This is a genomic window from Faecalicoccus sp. LCP19S3_E2, from assembly GCF_052121255.1.
GTDB lineage: Bacteria > Bacillota_I > Bacilli_A > Erysipelotrichales > Erysipelotrichaceae > Faecalicoccus.
The window spans coordinates 38,026-55,372 of record NZ_JBQKEP010000006.1 but is presented as its reverse complement, the minus strand read 5'-3'; the positions used below and the strand labels follow the sequence as shown (position 1 = coordinate 55,372).

10 protein-coding genes are annotated in these 17,347 nt (G+C 35.0%); 8 read left to right on the top strand and 2 right to left on the bottom strand.

Features of this window, described 5'->3' with window-relative positions:
- Positions 1-25 precede the first annotated feature (25 nt).
- From ACTQX6_RS07090 to ACTQX6_RS07080, 3 genes are all read left to right on the top strand, one after another.
- Positions 26-1,573, top strand: coding sequence for an RNA-binding domain-containing protein (locus ACTQX6_RS07090; protein ID WP_441657376.1), 1,548 nt, complete (start codon positions 26-28; stop codon positions 1,571-1,573).
- A 76-nt stretch (positions 1,574-1,649) separates the two neighbouring features.
- A complete protein-coding gene (locus ACTQX6_RS07085; RefSeq protein ID WP_441657375.1) occupies positions 1,650-10,382 on the top strand; it encodes a helicase-related protein in 8,733 nt (2,910 codons plus the stop codon).
- Between the two features lie 43 nt (positions 10,383-10,425).
- Positions 10,426-11,085 carry a DNA-binding protein gene (locus ACTQX6_RS07080; protein ID WP_141604745.1) on the top strand — a complete coding sequence of 220 codons (660 nt, stop codon included), beginning with the start codon at positions 10,426-10,428 and terminating at the stop codon, positions 11,083-11,085.
- Between the two features lie 71 nt (positions 11,086-11,156).
- Here the strand turns inward: ACTQX6_RS07080 and ACTQX6_RS07075 are convergent, their stop codons facing one another.
- Positions 11,157-12,488: a relaxase/mobilization nuclease domain-containing protein gene (locus tag ACTQX6_RS07075; RefSeq protein ID WP_141604744.1), complete on the bottom strand. Its 1,332-nt coding sequence runs from the start codon at positions 12,486-12,488 to the stop codon at positions 11,157-11,159.
- Between the two features lie 5 nt (positions 12,489-12,493).
- Positions 12,494-12,844 carry a plasmid mobilization protein gene (locus ACTQX6_RS07070; protein WP_141604743.1) on the bottom strand — a complete coding sequence of 117 codons (351 nt, stop codon included), beginning with the start codon at positions 12,842-12,844 and terminating at the stop codon, positions 12,494-12,496.
- Positions 12,845-13,142: 298 nt separating this feature from the next.
- On the opposite strand from ACTQX6_RS07070, the gene ACTQX6_RS07065 reads away from it, so the two are divergent.
- From ACTQX6_RS07065 to ACTQX6_RS07045, 5 genes are all read left to right on the top strand, one after another.
- Complete coding sequence (locus ACTQX6_RS07065) at positions 13,143-13,367, top strand: helix-turn-helix transcriptional regulator (protein ID WP_141604742.1); 225 nt, start codon at positions 13,143-13,145, stop codon at positions 13,365-13,367.
- 87 nt (positions 13,368-13,454) lie between these two features.
- Positions 13,455-14,423: a helix-turn-helix transcriptional regulator gene (locus ACTQX6_RS07060; RefSeq protein ID WP_141604741.1), complete on the top strand. Its 969-nt coding sequence runs from the start codon at positions 13,455-13,457 to the stop codon at positions 14,421-14,423.
- A 137-nt stretch (positions 14,424-14,560) separates the two neighbouring features.
- A complete protein-coding gene (locus ACTQX6_RS07055; protein ID WP_141604740.1) occupies positions 14,561-15,163 on the top strand; it encodes an MptD family putative ECF transporter S component in 603 nt (200 codons plus the stop codon).
- Positions 15,164-15,167: 4 nt separating this feature from the next.
- Entirely contained in the window at positions 15,168-15,860 is a 693-nt protein-coding gene (locus ACTQX6_RS07050; protein ID WP_141604739.1) for an energy-coupling factor transporter transmembrane component T family protein, read from the top strand.
- Positions 15,861-15,871: 11 nt separating this feature from the next.
- Entirely contained in the window at positions 15,872-17,344 is a 1,473-nt protein-coding gene (locus ACTQX6_RS07045) for an ABC transporter ATP-binding protein (protein ID WP_141604738.1), read from the top strand.
- Positions 17,345-17,347: the final 3 nt, after the last annotated feature.

Below are 17,347 nucleotides of genomic sequence, written 5' to 3'. Positions count from 1 at the left end.
AATATTTTTTGGAAAAGGAGGTATTATGCAGTTTTTAGACATAAAGAGAATGGCTCACAGCATTCTTGAAAATCAAAACATAGAAAGCAGTTTTATCGAATATAAAAAGTCGGCAAATTTTAAAGATAAAATTCTAAAAACTGCTTGTGCCTTTGCCAATAACTATATGAACAATGAGATTGGATTGTTGTTTGTTGGAATTGAAGAAGTTGACGATAAAGAAACGGGAGAAAAGGCAATTCCCAAAAGACCGATAGAGGGGATAAAAGAGTCCAAAATTGAAGGGATTGAAAATGAATTAAAATCTCTGCTTTCCAATATCCATCCTAGAATAAACTACCATATTATTACGGATAAAATTGATGATGAATACTATATTATCGTTGCGGTAGAGAGTGGTAGTAACGGTCCGTTTGAAACAAGTGAAAGAGCGGAAAGGGATAAAGATATTAGGCTAAAGGCAGGAAGATATATCAGAGTCGGTAGAGATTCAAGACTGCCAAATCCAACTGAAGAATTTGAGCTTTTGAAGAAATTTGCAAATTTTTCTTTTAGCTCTAATTTGAACGATACAGCTACCATAGATGATTTAAGCTATGAATACATGAAAGAATATCTGCTTCAGACAGGAGCAAAGAAAGATGTTAGAGAAATGTCTAAGTTGGATATGGCAAAGAGTATGGGACTTGTCAGTGAAAGCGAGTATGGTGGTTATAGAGCTAAAAATTTTGCTGTATTGATGTTTGCAGAAACACCGAATAAATTTATTCCAAATGCCCATGTTGAAATCATAAGAGAAATTGACGGAACGGATAAAATGGAATCAAAAAGATTTGATGGGCCGGTTTGGATACAGGCAAAACAAGTCAGCAAATATTTTGAAGATAATATTATGGCTTCGTATACCATAAGGGAAGCTGATAAAATTGAGCATAAGATTATCTATAACTATCCTCTTACGGCATTTGAAGAACTTGCTACTAATGCTATTTTGCATAAAGAATATGATACGCCTGAATATGTAGGAATATATATTTACAAGGATAGAATTTCTTTTGTAAACCATAACAGACCACTTCCTCCTGTAACTATTGAAGCTCTTAATAGAGATAGAAGTTTTGATAGAAGGCAGTATCTTAATAAAGAACTTAAAGATATGTTCTTTTCTCTTAATCTGATAGAGTCATACGGATCCGGGATAAGGCGTGCAAAAGATGCACTATTAGAAAATGGTTCTCCTGAGCTTAAGTTTTATCCGGACAATGAAGAAGATAACTATACTAATGCAGTTATGGGTGTGAACAAAGAATTTTTGAAAGAGTTTAATGGTAGTACTACCAAAGAAACTACCAAAGAAACTACCAAAGAAACTACCAAAGAAATAAGTAGTATCCAAGAACAAATAGTTCTTCTTATGAAAAGTAATCCAAGCATTACTGCGGAACAGATAGCAAATGAGATTAAAGAAATAACAGCAGATGGGGTACGATACCATATAAGGAATCTTAAATCTCATGGAGTTATTAAAAGAGAAGGCTCTACCAAATCAGGTAAATGGGTAGTGATGAAATAAACAAAATTACAGAATCAAAAGGTGATTAGAGTAAAATCTAACCGCCTTTTTTGTTTGGAAAAAGAAGGAGGTAAAAATGCGAATAAATGATTTTCATAACATTTTGGAGCTTGTAAAACAAGATGTGCTTGATAGTGAAGCAGAATACCTGAAGCTCCTAAAGGTTGTAGGAAACAATCAGAGATACGACTTTAGAAGTCAGTTAAGTATCTATGATAGAAATCCTGAAGCGACAGCCTGTGCCAAGTTTGATTATTGGAGGGAACGATTTAACCGTACCGTTATGAGAGGTCAAAAGGGTATCCCAATTTTAGAGGACTACGGCACATACAAGAAGGTGGACTATATCTTTGATATAGGTCAGACAGTTTCAAGAAACAGGGATGTCAATGAAGTCAATCTTTGGAGATTTGATAAGGAAGCTCATAGGGATGTCTTAAAGGAAATGATAAAAAATGAGGGCTATGAGGAAAGTGAAAGCACCTTAGAAAATATCTTTTCTTTAAGCAGACTTTATGGCGATGAAAAGATAGACAGCCTTATGAATGAGTTTAGAATAGCTGATGAGGATAGAATATCTTTTACCAAGTTTGTGAGGGACTCAGTGAGTTATGCAGTAGCTTCAAGGTTTAAGTTAGATTATCCTATGGATAATGAGCTTCTAAAGGAAAACTTTGCAATGCTTGATAGTATTTCCATTATGAGCTTAGGTGAAACCGTATCGGATATTAGTGGAAAGATTATTGATGAAACCATTCAAAAAAGCAAAGAGATTGAGCTTCAAAAAGAAGTTTTAAGAGATAAAGAAGCAGGATATAATAAGATTAAAGAAGAATTAGAGGAGGTAGAAGAAAATGTACTTCGACGAGATGATCAGGAAAGAAATGAAAGCGGGCGAGTTCTCCGAAATGGAGAGTACAGACGAGATAATAGAGAAAATCAGGGAGAATACGCTAAACAGCTTGGAGGAACAGACGGACTTCATGAAAGAATTCCCGAATCCGACTTACGCAGTGATGAGGCTGGATTATCTATCACAGAGCGAGGAACAGAGCCACTTCGAGATGTTGGTGGATCTATACAAGGAGAAGAAACTGACAGGACACCTGATGAATATTCAGAAACAGGCAATAGAATTTATGAGAACGGAGAAGCCGAAATTGATGGCAGCTTGGAAGATAGAGGACGAGAACAATCCACAGTATGGGGCGATGATTTCAGCTCTGAAGGAAATGACAATCAAGGAAGTAGTGGAAATTTAAAAGATAATACTAATGTAGAGTTAAAAGAAGCTGAAAAGGCTTCTTTTTCTTTGCCCGAAAATTCTCATGGACAGATGAGGCTTACTATTCCTCTTAATCAGAAAGACATAGACACTATCCTTATTAACGGAGGAAACCATGATGGCGGTAGGCTTCCTCTTATAGCAGAGTTTTCTAAAGGAAAGAGCAATGAAGAATTGGGAGAATACCTCAAAGATACCTTTAGAGGAGGAAACGGATTTTACATTGATGAAAGAGAGGTATCTTCCTGGTATTCGGATAAAGGTATTCATTTAGCTTACGGCACTTCTGCAAGAGAAGATGATACGCAAATTTTAAGCTGGAGTGATGCTGCAAGTAGGATAAATGAGCTTCTTGATAGTGGTGAGTTTGCTATAAATGTAGAGCTTTTAGAAGCACATGACTATGAAAGAGATAGAATTTCAGAATCCTTATGGTATCTAACGCATGATTTAAGCGAAGAAGGTCAAGGACAGGGATATTTTGAAATCTTAAAAACAAGCGGAGGAGGCTTTCCGGAAGAAACGAAAAGATTGTCTGAAGCATTAAAAAATCCTGAGTATCTGAAAGAAACAATCAACGAATACAGCAGGTTTTTAGAAGGATACAAAGAAAACAGAAATGTATTAAGGTTTCACTATCACAAGGTAGACAGCCTTTATCAGAGGTTACAGGAACTTGAGTTGTCACGAAAGGAATACAGTACCAATCTGACAGAACTTCCCAAAGTGAAGTCCTTTATTACAGAAGATGAAGTCCTTGAAAGTCTTTCAAGAGGAAGTGGCGTCGATAGAGGAAAAGAGCGAATTACAAAATTTTTCAAAGAAAATCATACCTTGCAGGAAAAAGCTAATTTCTTAAAAGACGAATATGGCATAGGTGGTAGAAGTCATGCAGTATCGGGGGCAATGGGAAGTGATGAATGGCATGATGCAAAGGGACTTAAATTACAGAAAAATAATTGTAATGATGTTTTCCTTACTTGGTCAAGTGTGGCAAAGCATATAGAGGATTTGCTTTCTAAAAATCTTTATCTTGAAGAAAAGAAAACAGAAAGTAAGTCAGAGATAGAAGAAGCAAAAGAACCACAATATTATTCTAAAGATGATCCTGAAAACTTAATGACTGATGAAATGCTTGAAAGAGTGCCTGAGCTTTATGCACAGGAAGATGTGTCTTTAGCGGATAAAGAGGTTCATGCTGCATATATCATTCCGTTTAGAAGTAATTGGACTTGGTATATGACGGAATATGACAGAGAAAGTGGAGATGCCTTTGGACTTGTGTTAGGATTTGAGCCTGAATGGGGATATTTCAATCTTGAAGAATTAAAGGAGTTAAATGCCCAAAGGCTCATTTTAGAAGATTTTCCAAAGACCTTTAGAGAACTTAAAGATACGGAACTTAAAAAGCAGATGGATGAGCAGGAGCTTCAAGCGGTATTTAACGGAGAGCTTAGCTTTGAAGATAAAGAAGAACTTGAAATATCTGAAGAAGTAGAAGAAAGAGTAGCTGTAACACCTGTTCAAGGAACGCTATTTGATTACCTCAAAGAAAGAGAAGAAGTAGAGCTTAACGAAGAAAAGGAAAGGCTTTCAGATGAATTTGCAGTTAAAGAAGGTGATACCGTCTATTTTAACCATGAAGAATACAGGGTTAGGGAGATTGCTGAAAACCAAATCACAGGAAGATATGACTTATGGCTTGATCCTGTAAGAAGTGGAAACCATCAAATCCCTATTGTAGCCTTTACAGATAATGAAGATTTATTAAAACAAGTAAGCCCTGAAAGACCTGCGTTTATCGTTGGTGATGAAATTAAATACAAGGACAAAAACTATACCATCACACGCTTTGATGATATGGGAAATAACCTAAAGACGGTAACGGTTAAGGATAATATGGAATATCTTGGCGGTATGATAACAGGCTCCGATGTAATTCCTTATTATCTGGAAAGCGATCTTGAGAGAGTATTTGAAAATCTGACATATAAAAAGCCTGAAACTATTGTTAAAGAAAGTGAAATAAAGAAAGCAGAAGCTCATAACTTTAAAATTACAGAAGAAACACTATCTGAAAAGTTATCTCCAAGTGAAAGGCTAAATAATAACCTTGAAGCAATCTCTATGCTGAGTCGCATCGAAAGTAGACAAAGAGAGCTTGACAGTACAGCTCAGGAAGTTTTAGCAAGGTATGTAGGCTGGGGTGGACTTGCTGATGTATTCGATGAAGAAAAAGGCGGACAGTGGAAAGAAGCGAGGAGCTTTCTAAAGGAAAACTTATCTAAGGCAGAATATGAAGCTGCAAGAGAATCTACCCTAACGAGCTTTTATACACCGAAAACTGTTATTGACGGTGTATATAAGACACTTTCCGATATGGGATTTAAGAGCGGAAATATCCTTGAACCGTCAATGGGTATCGGAAACTTTATAGGAAATCTCCCTGATGAAATGAGTAAGTCTAAGTTTTACGGTGTAGAGCTTGATTCTATAAGTGGTAGGATTGGAAATCTACTATATCCTGAAAGTGATATACAGATTAAAGGGTTTGAAGAAACGAGCTTTTCCAATAACTTTTTTGATGCAGTTATCGGTAATGTTCCCTTTGGAGAATATAAGGTAAATGACAGGGATTATAACAAAAATAATTTCCTTATCCACGATTATTTCTTCGCCAAGTCCATTGATAAAGTCAGAAATGGCGGTGTTATCGCCTTTATCACATCAAGTGGCACAATGGATAAAAAGGATGAAAGTGTCAGACGCTATCTTGCAGCAAGAGCAGAGTTTTTAGGAGCGATAAGGCTTCCTAATGACACTTTTAAGGGTGTTGCCGGAACGGAAGTAACCTCAGATATTATTTTTCTAAAAAAAAGGGATAGTATCAGAGAAAGGGATGAGGACTGGATACATCTATCTGAAGATGAAAAGGGACTTACCTATAACAAATACTTTGTAGATCATCCTAAGATGGTGCTTGGAAGTATGGAGGAAGTATCGGGAAGATTTGGAAATACAATAGCTTGCCTGCCAAAAGAAAATACGGACTTAAAGGAATTACTTGCAAAAGCAAGTGAAGAAATATCTCAATATGCAAAGTATGAAGAAATAGAGCTACTTGATGATGAAATCAACACAATACCTGCCACGGATGATGTTAAGAACTTCTCCTATACCATTATTGATGATGAGGTGTATTACAGAGAAAACTCACTTTTTGTCAAGAAAGAAATAACGGATAAAAACAAGGAAAAAATTAAGGATTATCTTGAGTTAAATGATGCTCTAAAAGATGTAATCTACAAGCAAAAGGAAGATTTTTCCGATGATGAAGTAAGGAAAGCTCAGGAGAAGTTAAATGAAGTCTATGACAGTTTTTCTAAAAAGCATGGGTATGTCAATAACCTTTCTAACACCAGAGCCTTAAAAGAAGATAGTAACTTCCCACTTGTATCTTCCATTGAAATCCTTGATGAAGAAGAAAACTTTAAGGCAAAGGGAGATATTTTTTCAAAAAGAACCATCACAAAGGCAAAGACAATAGACCATGTAGATACTTCCCTTGAAGCTCTTGTATTATCGGTATCTGAAAAAGGTTATGTGGACTTTGAGTATATGGGAAGTCTTACAGGAAAAGACAGACCGACTCTGATAGAAGAATTAGGGGGAGAAATCTACCTAAACATTAGAGAAGAACAAAACTTTTATAGACCTCTATCCTTTAACTTGGAGGATGGGGATTTACCTTTTGCTTGTGCAAATGGCAGCAACTCCTATAAGTATGGCTATGTAACAAAAGATGAGTACCTAAGTGGAAATATCAGAGATAAGATTGCAATTGTTGACAGTTATCTTTCTAAGCTAAGACAAACGGAAAGAGAGCTACCTCATCTTGGCTATGCGGAAGATGGCAAAGAAAAAGAGCTGATAAGCTATGAGATGAACCGATTGGAATACCAAAAGGCAGAGCTTACAAAAGCTTTACCAAAGGAGCTTGAAGCAAGTGAGATTAGCGTTCGTCTTGGAGCAACTTGGATACCGATTAAGGATATAGAAAAGTTTATCTTTGAAACACTTAAAACACCGGGCTGGGCAAGATGGGATATTAAGGTTAAATTTTCAAATCTTACAAGTGAATGGAATGTAGAGGGTAAGAGCAAAGACAGGGGAAATGACCTTGCTGAAATGACTTACGGTACAAGTAGAGTAAGTGCCTATAAGCTGATTGAAGATGCTCTAAACTTAAAAGAAACAAAGGTATTTGACCAGATTGTAAATCCTGACGGCTCCAAAACTTCTGTACTAAATAAAAAGGAAACTCTCCTTGCAGGACAGAAACAAGAGCTTCTAAAGGAAGAATTTAAGAACTGGATATTTAACGATCAGGAAAGAAGAAACAGGCTTGTAAAGCTATATAATGAGCGTTTTAACTCCATCAGAAATCGTGAATATGACGGCAACAACCTATCCTTTGAGGGAATGAATACTAAAATAGAGCTTAGACCTCATCAAAGGAACGCTATTGCAAGAAGTTTATACGGAGGAAATACGCTCCTTGCCCATGTGGTTGGTAGTGGGAAGACTTTTGAAATGGTAGCTTCCGCAATGGAATCTAAAAGGCTTGGAATGTGTTCTAAGTCTTTATTCGTAGTACCGAATCACCTGACAGGTCAAATCGGTCGTGAGTTTATGCAGCTATATCCGTCAGCGAATATTATGGTGGCAGATAAAAAAGACTTTGAGCCGAAAAATAGAAAAAGGTTCATAGGAAGAATTGCTACTGGTGAATATGATGCGGTTGTAATCGGGCATACGCAATTTGAAAAAATTCCGATGAGTAAGGAATATCAGGAAAAGCATATTCAGGATCAGATTGATGAAATCATAAACTATGTTGAGGAATATAAGCATGATAGAAATCAGAACTTTACGGTAAAGCAGCTCGAAAAGACGAAGAAAAAACTTGAAACAAGGCTTGAAAAATTAAATGATGATTTTAAGAAAGATGATGTCATAACCTTTGAGGAATTAGGCGTTGATAAGCTATTTGTGGACGAAGCACACAATTACAAAAATCTCTATCTCTACACAAAAATGAGAAATGTAGCAGGTATCGGTCAAAGTGAAGCCTTTAAGTCCTCCGATATGTTTATGAAGTGTAGATATATGGACGAAATGACGGGTGGAAAAGGCATTGTTTTTGCCACAGGAACTCCTGTATCAAATTCCATGACAGAGCTTTATACCATGCAGCGTTATCTTCAGTATGAAAGCCTAAAGAAAAACGGATTGGAACATTTCGACTCATGGGCTTCTACCTTTGGGGAAACGCAGTCAGCCTTTGAATTATCTCCGGAGGGAACGGGATACAGGGTGAAAACAAGATTTTCAAAGTTTTATAACCTGCCTGAGCTTATGTCTATATTTAAGGAGATTGCGGATATTCAGACAGCGGATATGCTGAATCTTCCAACACCGGAAGCACACTATGAAGTCATTAAGACCTTGCCGAGTGAGGAGCAAAAGGAAATCCTAAAGAGTCTATCTGAAAGAGCAGACGATGTGAGAAATAGAGTGGTAGAGCCTGATGAAGATAATATGCTGAAGATTACCAATGACGGTAAAAAACTTGCCTTAGATCAGCGTTTAATCAATCCTTTGCTACCCGATAATCCTGAAAGCAAGGTAAATGTCTGCGTTAAAAATGTGTTTGCCATTTGGGATAAGACAAAAGAAGATAGGTCAACACAGCTTCTATTTTCCGATATGTCCACTCCAAAAGGCGATGGAGAGTTTAATATCTATGATGATATTAGAGAAAAACTTGTGGCAATGGGGATACCGAAAGAAGAAATAGCCTTTATCCATGAAGCTAATTCGGATAAACAAAAAGACGAACTCTTTGCAAAGGTAAGAAAGGGAGATGTGAGGATATTACTCGGTTCAACTCAGAAGATGGGAGCCGGCACAAATGTGCAAAATAAACTGATTGCACTTCATGACCTTGATGTTCCTTGGCGTCCTGCCGACCTTGAGCAGAGAGCAGGAAGAATTGTAAGACAGGGGAACGAAAATAAAGAAGTAAATATCTATCGTTATGTTACAGAGAATACCTTTGATGCCTACCTTTGGCAGACCATAGAGAATAAGCAGAAGTTCATTTCACAGATTATGACAAGTAAAACACCTGTGCGTGTAGCAGAAGATGTGGACGAAAGTTCTCTTAACTATGCAGAAATTAAAGCCCTTGCCACAGGTGATCCTAAGATTAAAGAGAAGATGGACTTGGATAATGAGGTTACAAAACTTAAAATGCTGGAAGCAAACTTTAAGTCCAACCGTTATAGGTTAGAAGATAAGGTCGCAAAAACATACCCTGAAGAAATTGCAAGGACGGAAAAGTTAATTGAGGCTGTAAAGAAAGACATATCAGAGATTGAGCCACAAGGAGAAGGCGAAAATAAATTCACTTCGATAACCATAAAGGGAGAGAAGATATTTGATAAAAAGATTGCGGGAGAAAAGTTACTTGAAGCTATCAAGACCGTAAAAATCAATGAAAGTGAGATTATAGGAAAGTATAGAAATATGGACTTGGAAGTCAGCTATAACTTCTTTACCAATGCCCATGACTTTAGCTTAAATGGTGCTGCAAAGCATTCAGGAGAGCTTGGAACAAGTGCAGACGGTAATATTACAAGACTTGATAATGCCCTTGAGAAAATGCCTGAAAAACTGAAAAGACTGGAGGAGAAGTTTACAAGTACAAAAGAGCAGCTCGAAAATGCCAAAGAAGAACTTAAAAAGCCGTTTGAAAAGGCAGATGAACTAAAGAGTAAGGTGCTTCGTTTGGCGGAACTGAATAAGCTGCTTGATATGGGAGATGTAGAGGAAAAAAGAAATGATAATCCTCTTGTGGAAGATGTAAAAAGAGCGATTATTGATTTCTGTAACAGAGAATATGATGAAAATTATAGCTATGATGAGTTTGACACATTATACCCTGATTTAAAGCATATAGGGATTGCCTATACCAATACACCGGATGAAAGGCATGGTATTCAGTATGAGCTTGATTTAGAGGAGAAAACTTGGACGCAGTACATTGATGATACTCCTATCAAGACAGAAAGCTTTGACTATGAAAACAAGGGAGAGAATGAAGCTCTAAGGAATATGAAAAATGAAATTGAGTTATCCTCTTTTGAAGATTTAACCTATGTAGATTCAGAGGACTTAAAAGTAGCACTTGGGCTTGATATTGATGATGAAGGTAACTTTTATGATCCACTTGCAAAAGACCTCGATAATGACGGTATTTCTGATAGGTATGACAATGACTTTAAGGACAGCGACTATTTTGAGTCAACCTTTGATGTGGAAGATAATGTTCATAGTAAAGGAGAAACTACACAAAAATCAGAGGATAAGCCGTCTATTTTAGGTCAGATAAGAGCCTATCAAAACGAAAGTAAAAAAGAAGAAAAACCAACAACAAAAGAACAGGAATATGTACGATAAGGGAGCGAAAAGCTCCCTTTGACCATGAAAGGAGAACAAAAACATGGATTACAAAACAATGAGAGATAGAATTGAAGATATGGTAAATGATAATCATAAAGATTTTGTTAAGGCAATTATAAGCATGGAAAAGGGCATTAACGATGAAAGTGCATTAGACAAGCTATATGATGCGTATATGGATAATGACACAGTTAATTTACTGCATGAGGAATTTGATTATCTGATAGAAGAATTAAGAGAACAGGGGCAGATAAAGGATATGCCTTATGTTAAGCAGAAGAAAGATAATCTAATAAATATCGTTGGAAATATTGTCGGCAATGTTGATGTTATTGAAAGAGAAAATAAGAACGGTGAAGCTTTTGAGGTAGTCAATTTCTCTGTGGTGTCTAAAGATGACGAGGGGAATAAGGTATATCATAACTGCTCTGCTTATGGTGATAAAGGGGACATACCAAAGGATTTTAAACAGGGAGATTTCGTTAAGCTCTTTGGGCAAATCAGAACTTCCATTGATGATAATGGCAGGGAGCATAGCAATGTAAGGATACTATCTTCAAAGCTGTTAAAGGCAAAGGAACAAATGAAAGGACAGGAGGAAAAGAAAGAATCTGTACTTGGAGCTATCAAGAAATATCAGGCTGAAGATAAGGAAAAGCCTAAAGAAAAGAAAGAAGCATCAAAAGAAGCTGAGAGATAGATTTATGGTCGGTGCAGTCTTAGGACTGCACCGGCTCTTTTTTTATTTGGAAAAGAAATAGGAGATAAAGATTATCTCTCCATCTCCTTACCCATATAAATTCCATAGTTCTTTCGTATTTGATAAAGCTCGTCCATCGTGGTTTTTGAGGACGAATACTCTTGCATTAGGGTATTCTTTTTTTCTTGTAATTTATCAAGTTTATCTAAAATATCCCTTGAATTTGGGAGCTTGGAATAGGATTTTTTAAGCTCTGAAAGGGCATTTTCATATAGGGTAATCTGAGCTTTGTACTCTTCAAAAAATGCCTTATCAGACGGATTAGCCTTATATTCTTTGTAGTATTGCCTGTATTTTTTAACAGTGTGAACTTGCTCCATAGTGGCAGAAAGCTCTTGCATTTCCTTATCAATAGACTTGATCTTATCCTGTAAATTTTGCCTTTCATCGGCTGTTTTTTGGATGTACTCATCAAGCTGCTTGACAGATTTAATACCTTGTTCTCTAAGGAAGATGACTGACTCAGCCATTGTGTTAAGGTTATGTTTGGTTGCCCAATATTCGTAACCTTTGCTTTCCTTTACCTTTGTATTGGTGTTCATATCAATAACATTGCCAATGCGTTTTTTGATAGCAGGGATTTTAATAGATTCTCTTTCTGCAATGCGTTCTTTTAATCTTTCTTCGGTATAATCTTCTCCGATTGTTTTGGCTCTTGTAAATCTCGGCTTATCTTTTGGTTTAAAGGCTATATGTTTTCCATGCTTAATTTCATAGCCAAGATCAGCCATTGTCTTTAGAAAATCGTCCCAATCCTTAGACTGTTTAATCATTCTGTCAATGTCAAATTGAAGTCTACTTTTCCAAGAAGTACCACGCTTTGCCTGTTCATTCTCATACCAAGATTTACCGTTAGTCTTGTATTTTTTCTTATAATTTTCGTAAAACTCATCAATGACAGATAGGTTGTTTTCTTTGCATAGCTTATCGCTTTGATACCTGATTTGATGATAGCTTTTCTTATTAGACTGGTAGCACTTACCCGTTACCATATTTACATTATTGAAGATGATGTGATTGTGAATATGTCCTTTGTCTATGTGAGTAGATAAGACAAATTCATACTCGTCTTTGAGTATCTTTTTACATAGCTCCATACCGATTTGGTGTGCCATTTCAGGCGTAGTTTCTCCCGGTAAAAAGGATTGAATGAGATGTCTTGCAAGAACAGTTCCTTTTGTTCCTGCGTCATTTCGTGTCCTTAAAAATTGAGTGTGAGCAGTTGACTCATGGCATTTATGAGTGCTGATTAAAAGCTGTTCGTCTGTTTTATCTCCATTTACAATGTACTCGATAGCAAGATTAAGAGTCGATTTTATCGGGTGTATTTTTGTAACAGCCATAAAAACTAATCACCTCCTGAAGTCCTGTTAAGCAGTAATGAATGAATTTGCCATAGCTCTTTTGAAAAATGTTCAATCTCTTTTTTCATATCATTGATGTCCTCTTTGTAGATTACACCGGTCGAGTTTATTCGCTTTGCAATCTGGTTGATGTTGTTTGTAGCATTGGAAAGTAAGCCTTGTAAATCTCTGAAAGGTTCTAAATCTACTTGATATATTTCTTTTTCCAAAACGCATTTTCTAATAAAATGGCTCATATTTCTACATTTTGCAAGCTTTCTTTTCTCCTCAAAAAGAGTCTTTTCTTCCTTGGTCAGTTTAATTTCAAGTCTTTCATTTCGTATTCTATTTGCCATAGATATTTCCTCCTTTGAATGTATTTCGGGGTCTTAGGGTTCTCCCTAACAAGCTAAAAATTGATAAAAAAAGAAGCAGATCCCAAAGGGCTGCTTCATCAATTTTTTCGTAAGTGTCCGTACACTTACTGTGCTTGCTACAAAAGAATGATTAAGGTAGTAAGCATTAAGCATATACTTAAAAATTTATAGATTAATTCTATAATATAAATTATGATAAGTCAAGTAAACTTGACTTATCTCAATATAAAATATAGAATAAAAGCAATAATAATTGCCATATAGAATGAGGTTGTCTATGCGTGTTGAAATGATATTAAAAAATAGACTCAAAGAGGAACGAATAAATTTCGGAATATCTCAAAAAGAACTTGCTCAACTTGTTGGGGTATCAAGGCAGACTATTAACTCAATAGAAAATGAACAGTTTTATCCTACAACAAAATTATCTCTTATAATCTGTGAGGTGTTAAAAAAACGAGTTGAAGATGTTTTTTATTTATATGAGATAATTGAAAGATGATTAGCTTAAACTAACTAATCGGTGTTATAATTTATTAAATCTGAAATACAAGATAATTCTTAAATAAAAAGTGAGGTGATGATACCTGTGAGTGAAAAGACAATAGTAGAAAATGCTTATAAGGGATATAGCTTTTATGACACAAATGAATTAGGACATAAAAAAATTTACAAACTTAGCAATGAAACAGGTACAGGAGAAATGTGTTGTTATAATTTAATAGATGGTTTTACTTTGTCGTATAACAATCTAAATATGGAATCTTCACATCAGAAGATTAAGCCTTGTGATGGTATAATTCAAATTGATCATTGTTTAGATGGTTGCTATGAATTTAAGTTAAAAAGTAATGAAAGAGCATTTGTGGGGAAAGGTGATTTTAGTGTTGTAGATTTAGGAAAAGTTCCTTTTGAAAGTTCAAGTATACCTATGAAACGATATATAGGATTAACTGTATTTATAGATATAAAAATTGCTCAAAAATCTGTAGATAATTATTTCCCTTTTGCAAAAATAAATATAAAAGATATTATGGATATGTTGTGTAAAAATGGTCCGGCGTTAATAATAAAATCAAGAAAAGAAATAAACCATATATTGAACGAACTATATACGGTTAGTGAGGATATTCGTATATCCTATTCTATTATTAAAATCATTGAACTATTACTTTTTTTAAGTCTTATAAAAACAGAAGATATGAAAAAAATACCAACTTTTTCTGAACCAATTTATGAGGCGACACAAGACTGTTATAAGGCACTTGTTGAAAATCCATTTGATAAATATTCTATTTCTGAACTTGCAAAACAGTATGCAATTTCAGAATCCAGTTTAAAGCGTTGTTTTATGCATTTGACAGGACAATCTATTGGAAGTTTTATAAAAAATACTTGCTTAGAGGAATCTGCGAAGTTGTTAATTGATAAACCACATATTGCAGTAGGCGAAGTTGCTGATTTTGCAGGATATTTAAATCCGGGTAAATTTGCTTCTGCTTTTAAAACTTATTTTGGAGTTTCTCCTCAACAATATAGAAAAAATAATTTGACCTGATTGGAGCAAAAACATACCTTTTGGGTAGTGAGAGAAATGCTTGTTCTTTGATAAAATATTTATTGAAGAACAGGCATTTTTTGTTGGATTTATACCAATGAGTTAGCCGTATCTAATATTTTGAAAAGGAGAAGAAAATGTCAGAAAAGAGATTAACAGTAAGAGATATTGTAACAGTGGCAATTATGATAGCACTATTTTTTGCTATTTCTATTGTTGTTGGTATGGGGACGGTTACTATGCCGATTTTATATCTATATGGTACAGCAGGGATTGAAATGTTTATAGGAGCAATATTTTATCTTGTTGCAGCAAACAGAGTCAATAAACATGGACTATTATTTATTTGGATTTTAATTTATGCCTTGATAACAGCGGCAATGGGATATGCGTTTATGGTTCCATATTTTATTGGTTTAGCCGTTATATGTGAACTTACAATGCTTGGAAAGAACACTTATAGGAATCCAATTAGAAATATGATTGGATGGAGTACCTATGCAATAGGGATGTTTCTTGGGATTGGGGTACCTTGTTGGATCGCATGGGAAAGTTATCAAAAACAGGCACTTGCCAGTGGGTTTGCTGATGCGACACTAAAGCTTCAGTATGAATTGGTTTCTTCACCATTATTGATATTAGTAGGCGTTGTTGTGACGGTTCTTTTATCTGCATTAGGAATTTTGTTTGCACAAAAAATATTGAAAAAACATTTTAAGAAAGCAGGTATATTAGATTAATGTTATGGAACAGAGAATGAGGAAAATAGACGGTCTTGGTGGATTGGCTTGTTTACTCTTAACTCTAATTTCTTGTACAGTATCTATTTTTACAAAAGATTACTATATGCATGCTCTGTTTGTGGGATGGCTTTGTATCATTTTGGTATACTTCGGCTTTTACAAACAGAGCTTGATTTATGTTGTGATATATACTTTTACAACATTTTGGCTTTTAGGGATGATTCCTAAAGGAATAGTTTTTATTTCGCCAATGCTATTAGGTATGGTGTACAAGTTTATCGTTCCTATTATGGCAGCATATTTAACTTTTAAGATACCGTCAGGGAAACTGATTGCAGTTTTTCAAAAATGTGCTTTGCCTCAGAATATCATCTTGATTTTGCTTGTAATCATTCGATTTATTCCAACAATATCAGGAGAGTTCAAGACTATTAGAGAAGCAATGAGAGTTAGGGGTTTTACAGGAAGTGTAAAAAGAGTTTTATTCCACCCTTTACAAACAATGGAATATGCAGTTGTGCCTTTAATCTTTCGTTCAATTAAAGTTGGTGATGAATTGGCTGCTGCATCTATCGTAAGAGGAATTGAAAATCCAACTAAAAAAAATAGTTATTATGAAACCAAATTTACAAAAGCAGATGCAATAATAATATTTATCAGTATTTGCTTAATGGTAGCTTGTATTTTGAGATAGGAGGGAGAGTTATGGAAAATAAGATAAGACTTAATAACATAAACTTTGCCTATCGGGGAAATGAGAAGCTGTTAAATGGCGTTAATTTAGAAATCTTAAAGGGGCAATGTTTTGCTATAGTTGGTGGATCCGGTTGTGGAAAATCTACTCTAACAAGGGTTATAAATGGATTGATACCTTCATTTTATCAAGGTGATTTAGAAGGAGAAGTGTTTATTGATAACAAAAATTTAAGAAAATTAAATACTTGGGAAATAGGATCTCTTGTTGGAAATGTATTTCAAGATCCAAGAAGCCAATTTTTTGCTAATGAAGTGGCAGGTGAGATTGCTTTCGGGTGTGAAAATTTAGGTCTATCCCATGATGAAATAGTTGACAGAGTTCATAAGTCTGCTAAAGAGATGAATATATTAGATTTATTAAATGCAAGTATTTATACATTGTCTTACGGGATGCGGCAACGTGTTGCGATATGTTCAGCCAAAGCTATGCAACCGGACATTTATGTATTTGATGAACCATCTGCAAATTTGGACTTAAAATCAACGTACCAATTTGCAAAACTAATTCAAAAATTAAAAGATGAAGGAAAAACTATCATTATCGTAGAACACAGGCTATTTTACTTAAATTCAATAGCAGATAACTATATTTTTATGGTAGATGGAGAAATAAAGAAAAAATATACATCTGATGAGCTAAATGCTTTCACTTCAAAAGAATTAAATAATATGGGATTACGCTCATTGAACTTTGAAGATATTATTTTAGATAGTTTTGCGAATAAGATCATTCAAGGATATAAAAGTTTTGGGATAAGTGGAATTTCAAAAAAGTATGGAAAAAATTTGTTGCTGGATAATATAAGTTTCAAATTTGACAGTAATGAAATTATTGCCTTAATTGGTTCTAACGGAGTAGGTAAAAGTACATTAGGTAAAATCTGCTCGGGACTTCAAAAAGAAACAACAGGAGAAATATGTTTGGAAGATAAACCGATTAAGAGAAAGCAAAGATTGGAGAAAATTTGGTACATTCCTCAAGATCTTGACTCTCAATTATTTGGTGAAGATTTAGTAGACGAACTTGTTACGGGACTAAAAGATAAAGAAAAAAGTATAGAAAAAGCGGAGGAAATCCTAAAAAGATTAGGTTTATTTGATATAAAAAATCAGCATCCATCAACTTTATCTGGAGGTCAAAAACAAAGACTGGTTTTAGGAGTAGCAATGATGAGAAATATTTCTGTTGTAATTTTAGATGAACCTACATCGGGATTAGATTATGGAAGTATGGAACAAGTTGCAAGGCTAATTAGAGAACAAAGAAACTTGGGAACAAAATTTTTGATTATTTCACATGATATAGAGTTTATTGCAAAGATTAGTGAGAGAGTAATCAAAATTGAAGATGGAAGAATTACAGAAGATTACTATCTTAAAGACATAAATACTTTGCTAAATTCAATGGGATATGAGAGGTGATAC

What these genes read in the sequence shown, in the direction of transcription:
- ACTQX6_RS07090 (WP_441657376.1), top strand. Translation starts at nt 26, where the DNA reads ATGCAGTTTTTAGACATAAAGAGAATGGCTCACAGCATTCTTGAAAAT.
- ACTQX6_RS07085 (WP_441657375.1), top strand. Translation starts at nt 1,650, where the DNA reads ATGCGAATAAATGATTTTCATAACATTTTGGAGCTTGTAAAACAAGAT.
- ACTQX6_RS07080 (WP_141604745.1), top strand. Translation starts at nt 10,426, where the DNA reads ATGGATTACAAAACAATGAGAGATAGAATTGAAGATATGGTAAATGAT.
- ACTQX6_RS07075 (WP_141604744.1), bottom strand. Translation starts at nt 12,488, where the DNA reads ATGGCTGTTACAAAAATACACCCGATAAAATCGACTCTTAATCTTGCT.
- ACTQX6_RS07070 (WP_141604743.1), bottom strand. Translation starts at nt 12,844, where the DNA reads ATGGCAAATAGAATACGAAATGAAAGACTTGAAATTAAACTGACCAAG.
- ACTQX6_RS07065 (WP_141604742.1), top strand. Translation starts at nt 13,143, where the DNA reads ATGCGTGTTGAAATGATATTAAAAAATAGACTCAAAGAGGAACGAATA.
- ACTQX6_RS07055 (WP_141604740.1), top strand. Translation starts at nt 14,561, where the DNA reads ATGTCAGAAAAGAGATTAACAGTAAGAGATATTGTAACAGTGGCAATT.
- ACTQX6_RS07050 (WP_141604739.1), top strand. Translation starts at nt 15,168, where the DNA reads ATGGAACAGAGAATGAGGAAAATAGACGGTCTTGGTGGATTGGCTTGT.
- ACTQX6_RS07045 (WP_141604738.1), top strand. Translation starts at nt 15,872, where the DNA reads ATGGAAAATAAGATAAGACTTAATAACATAAACTTTGCCTATCGGGGA.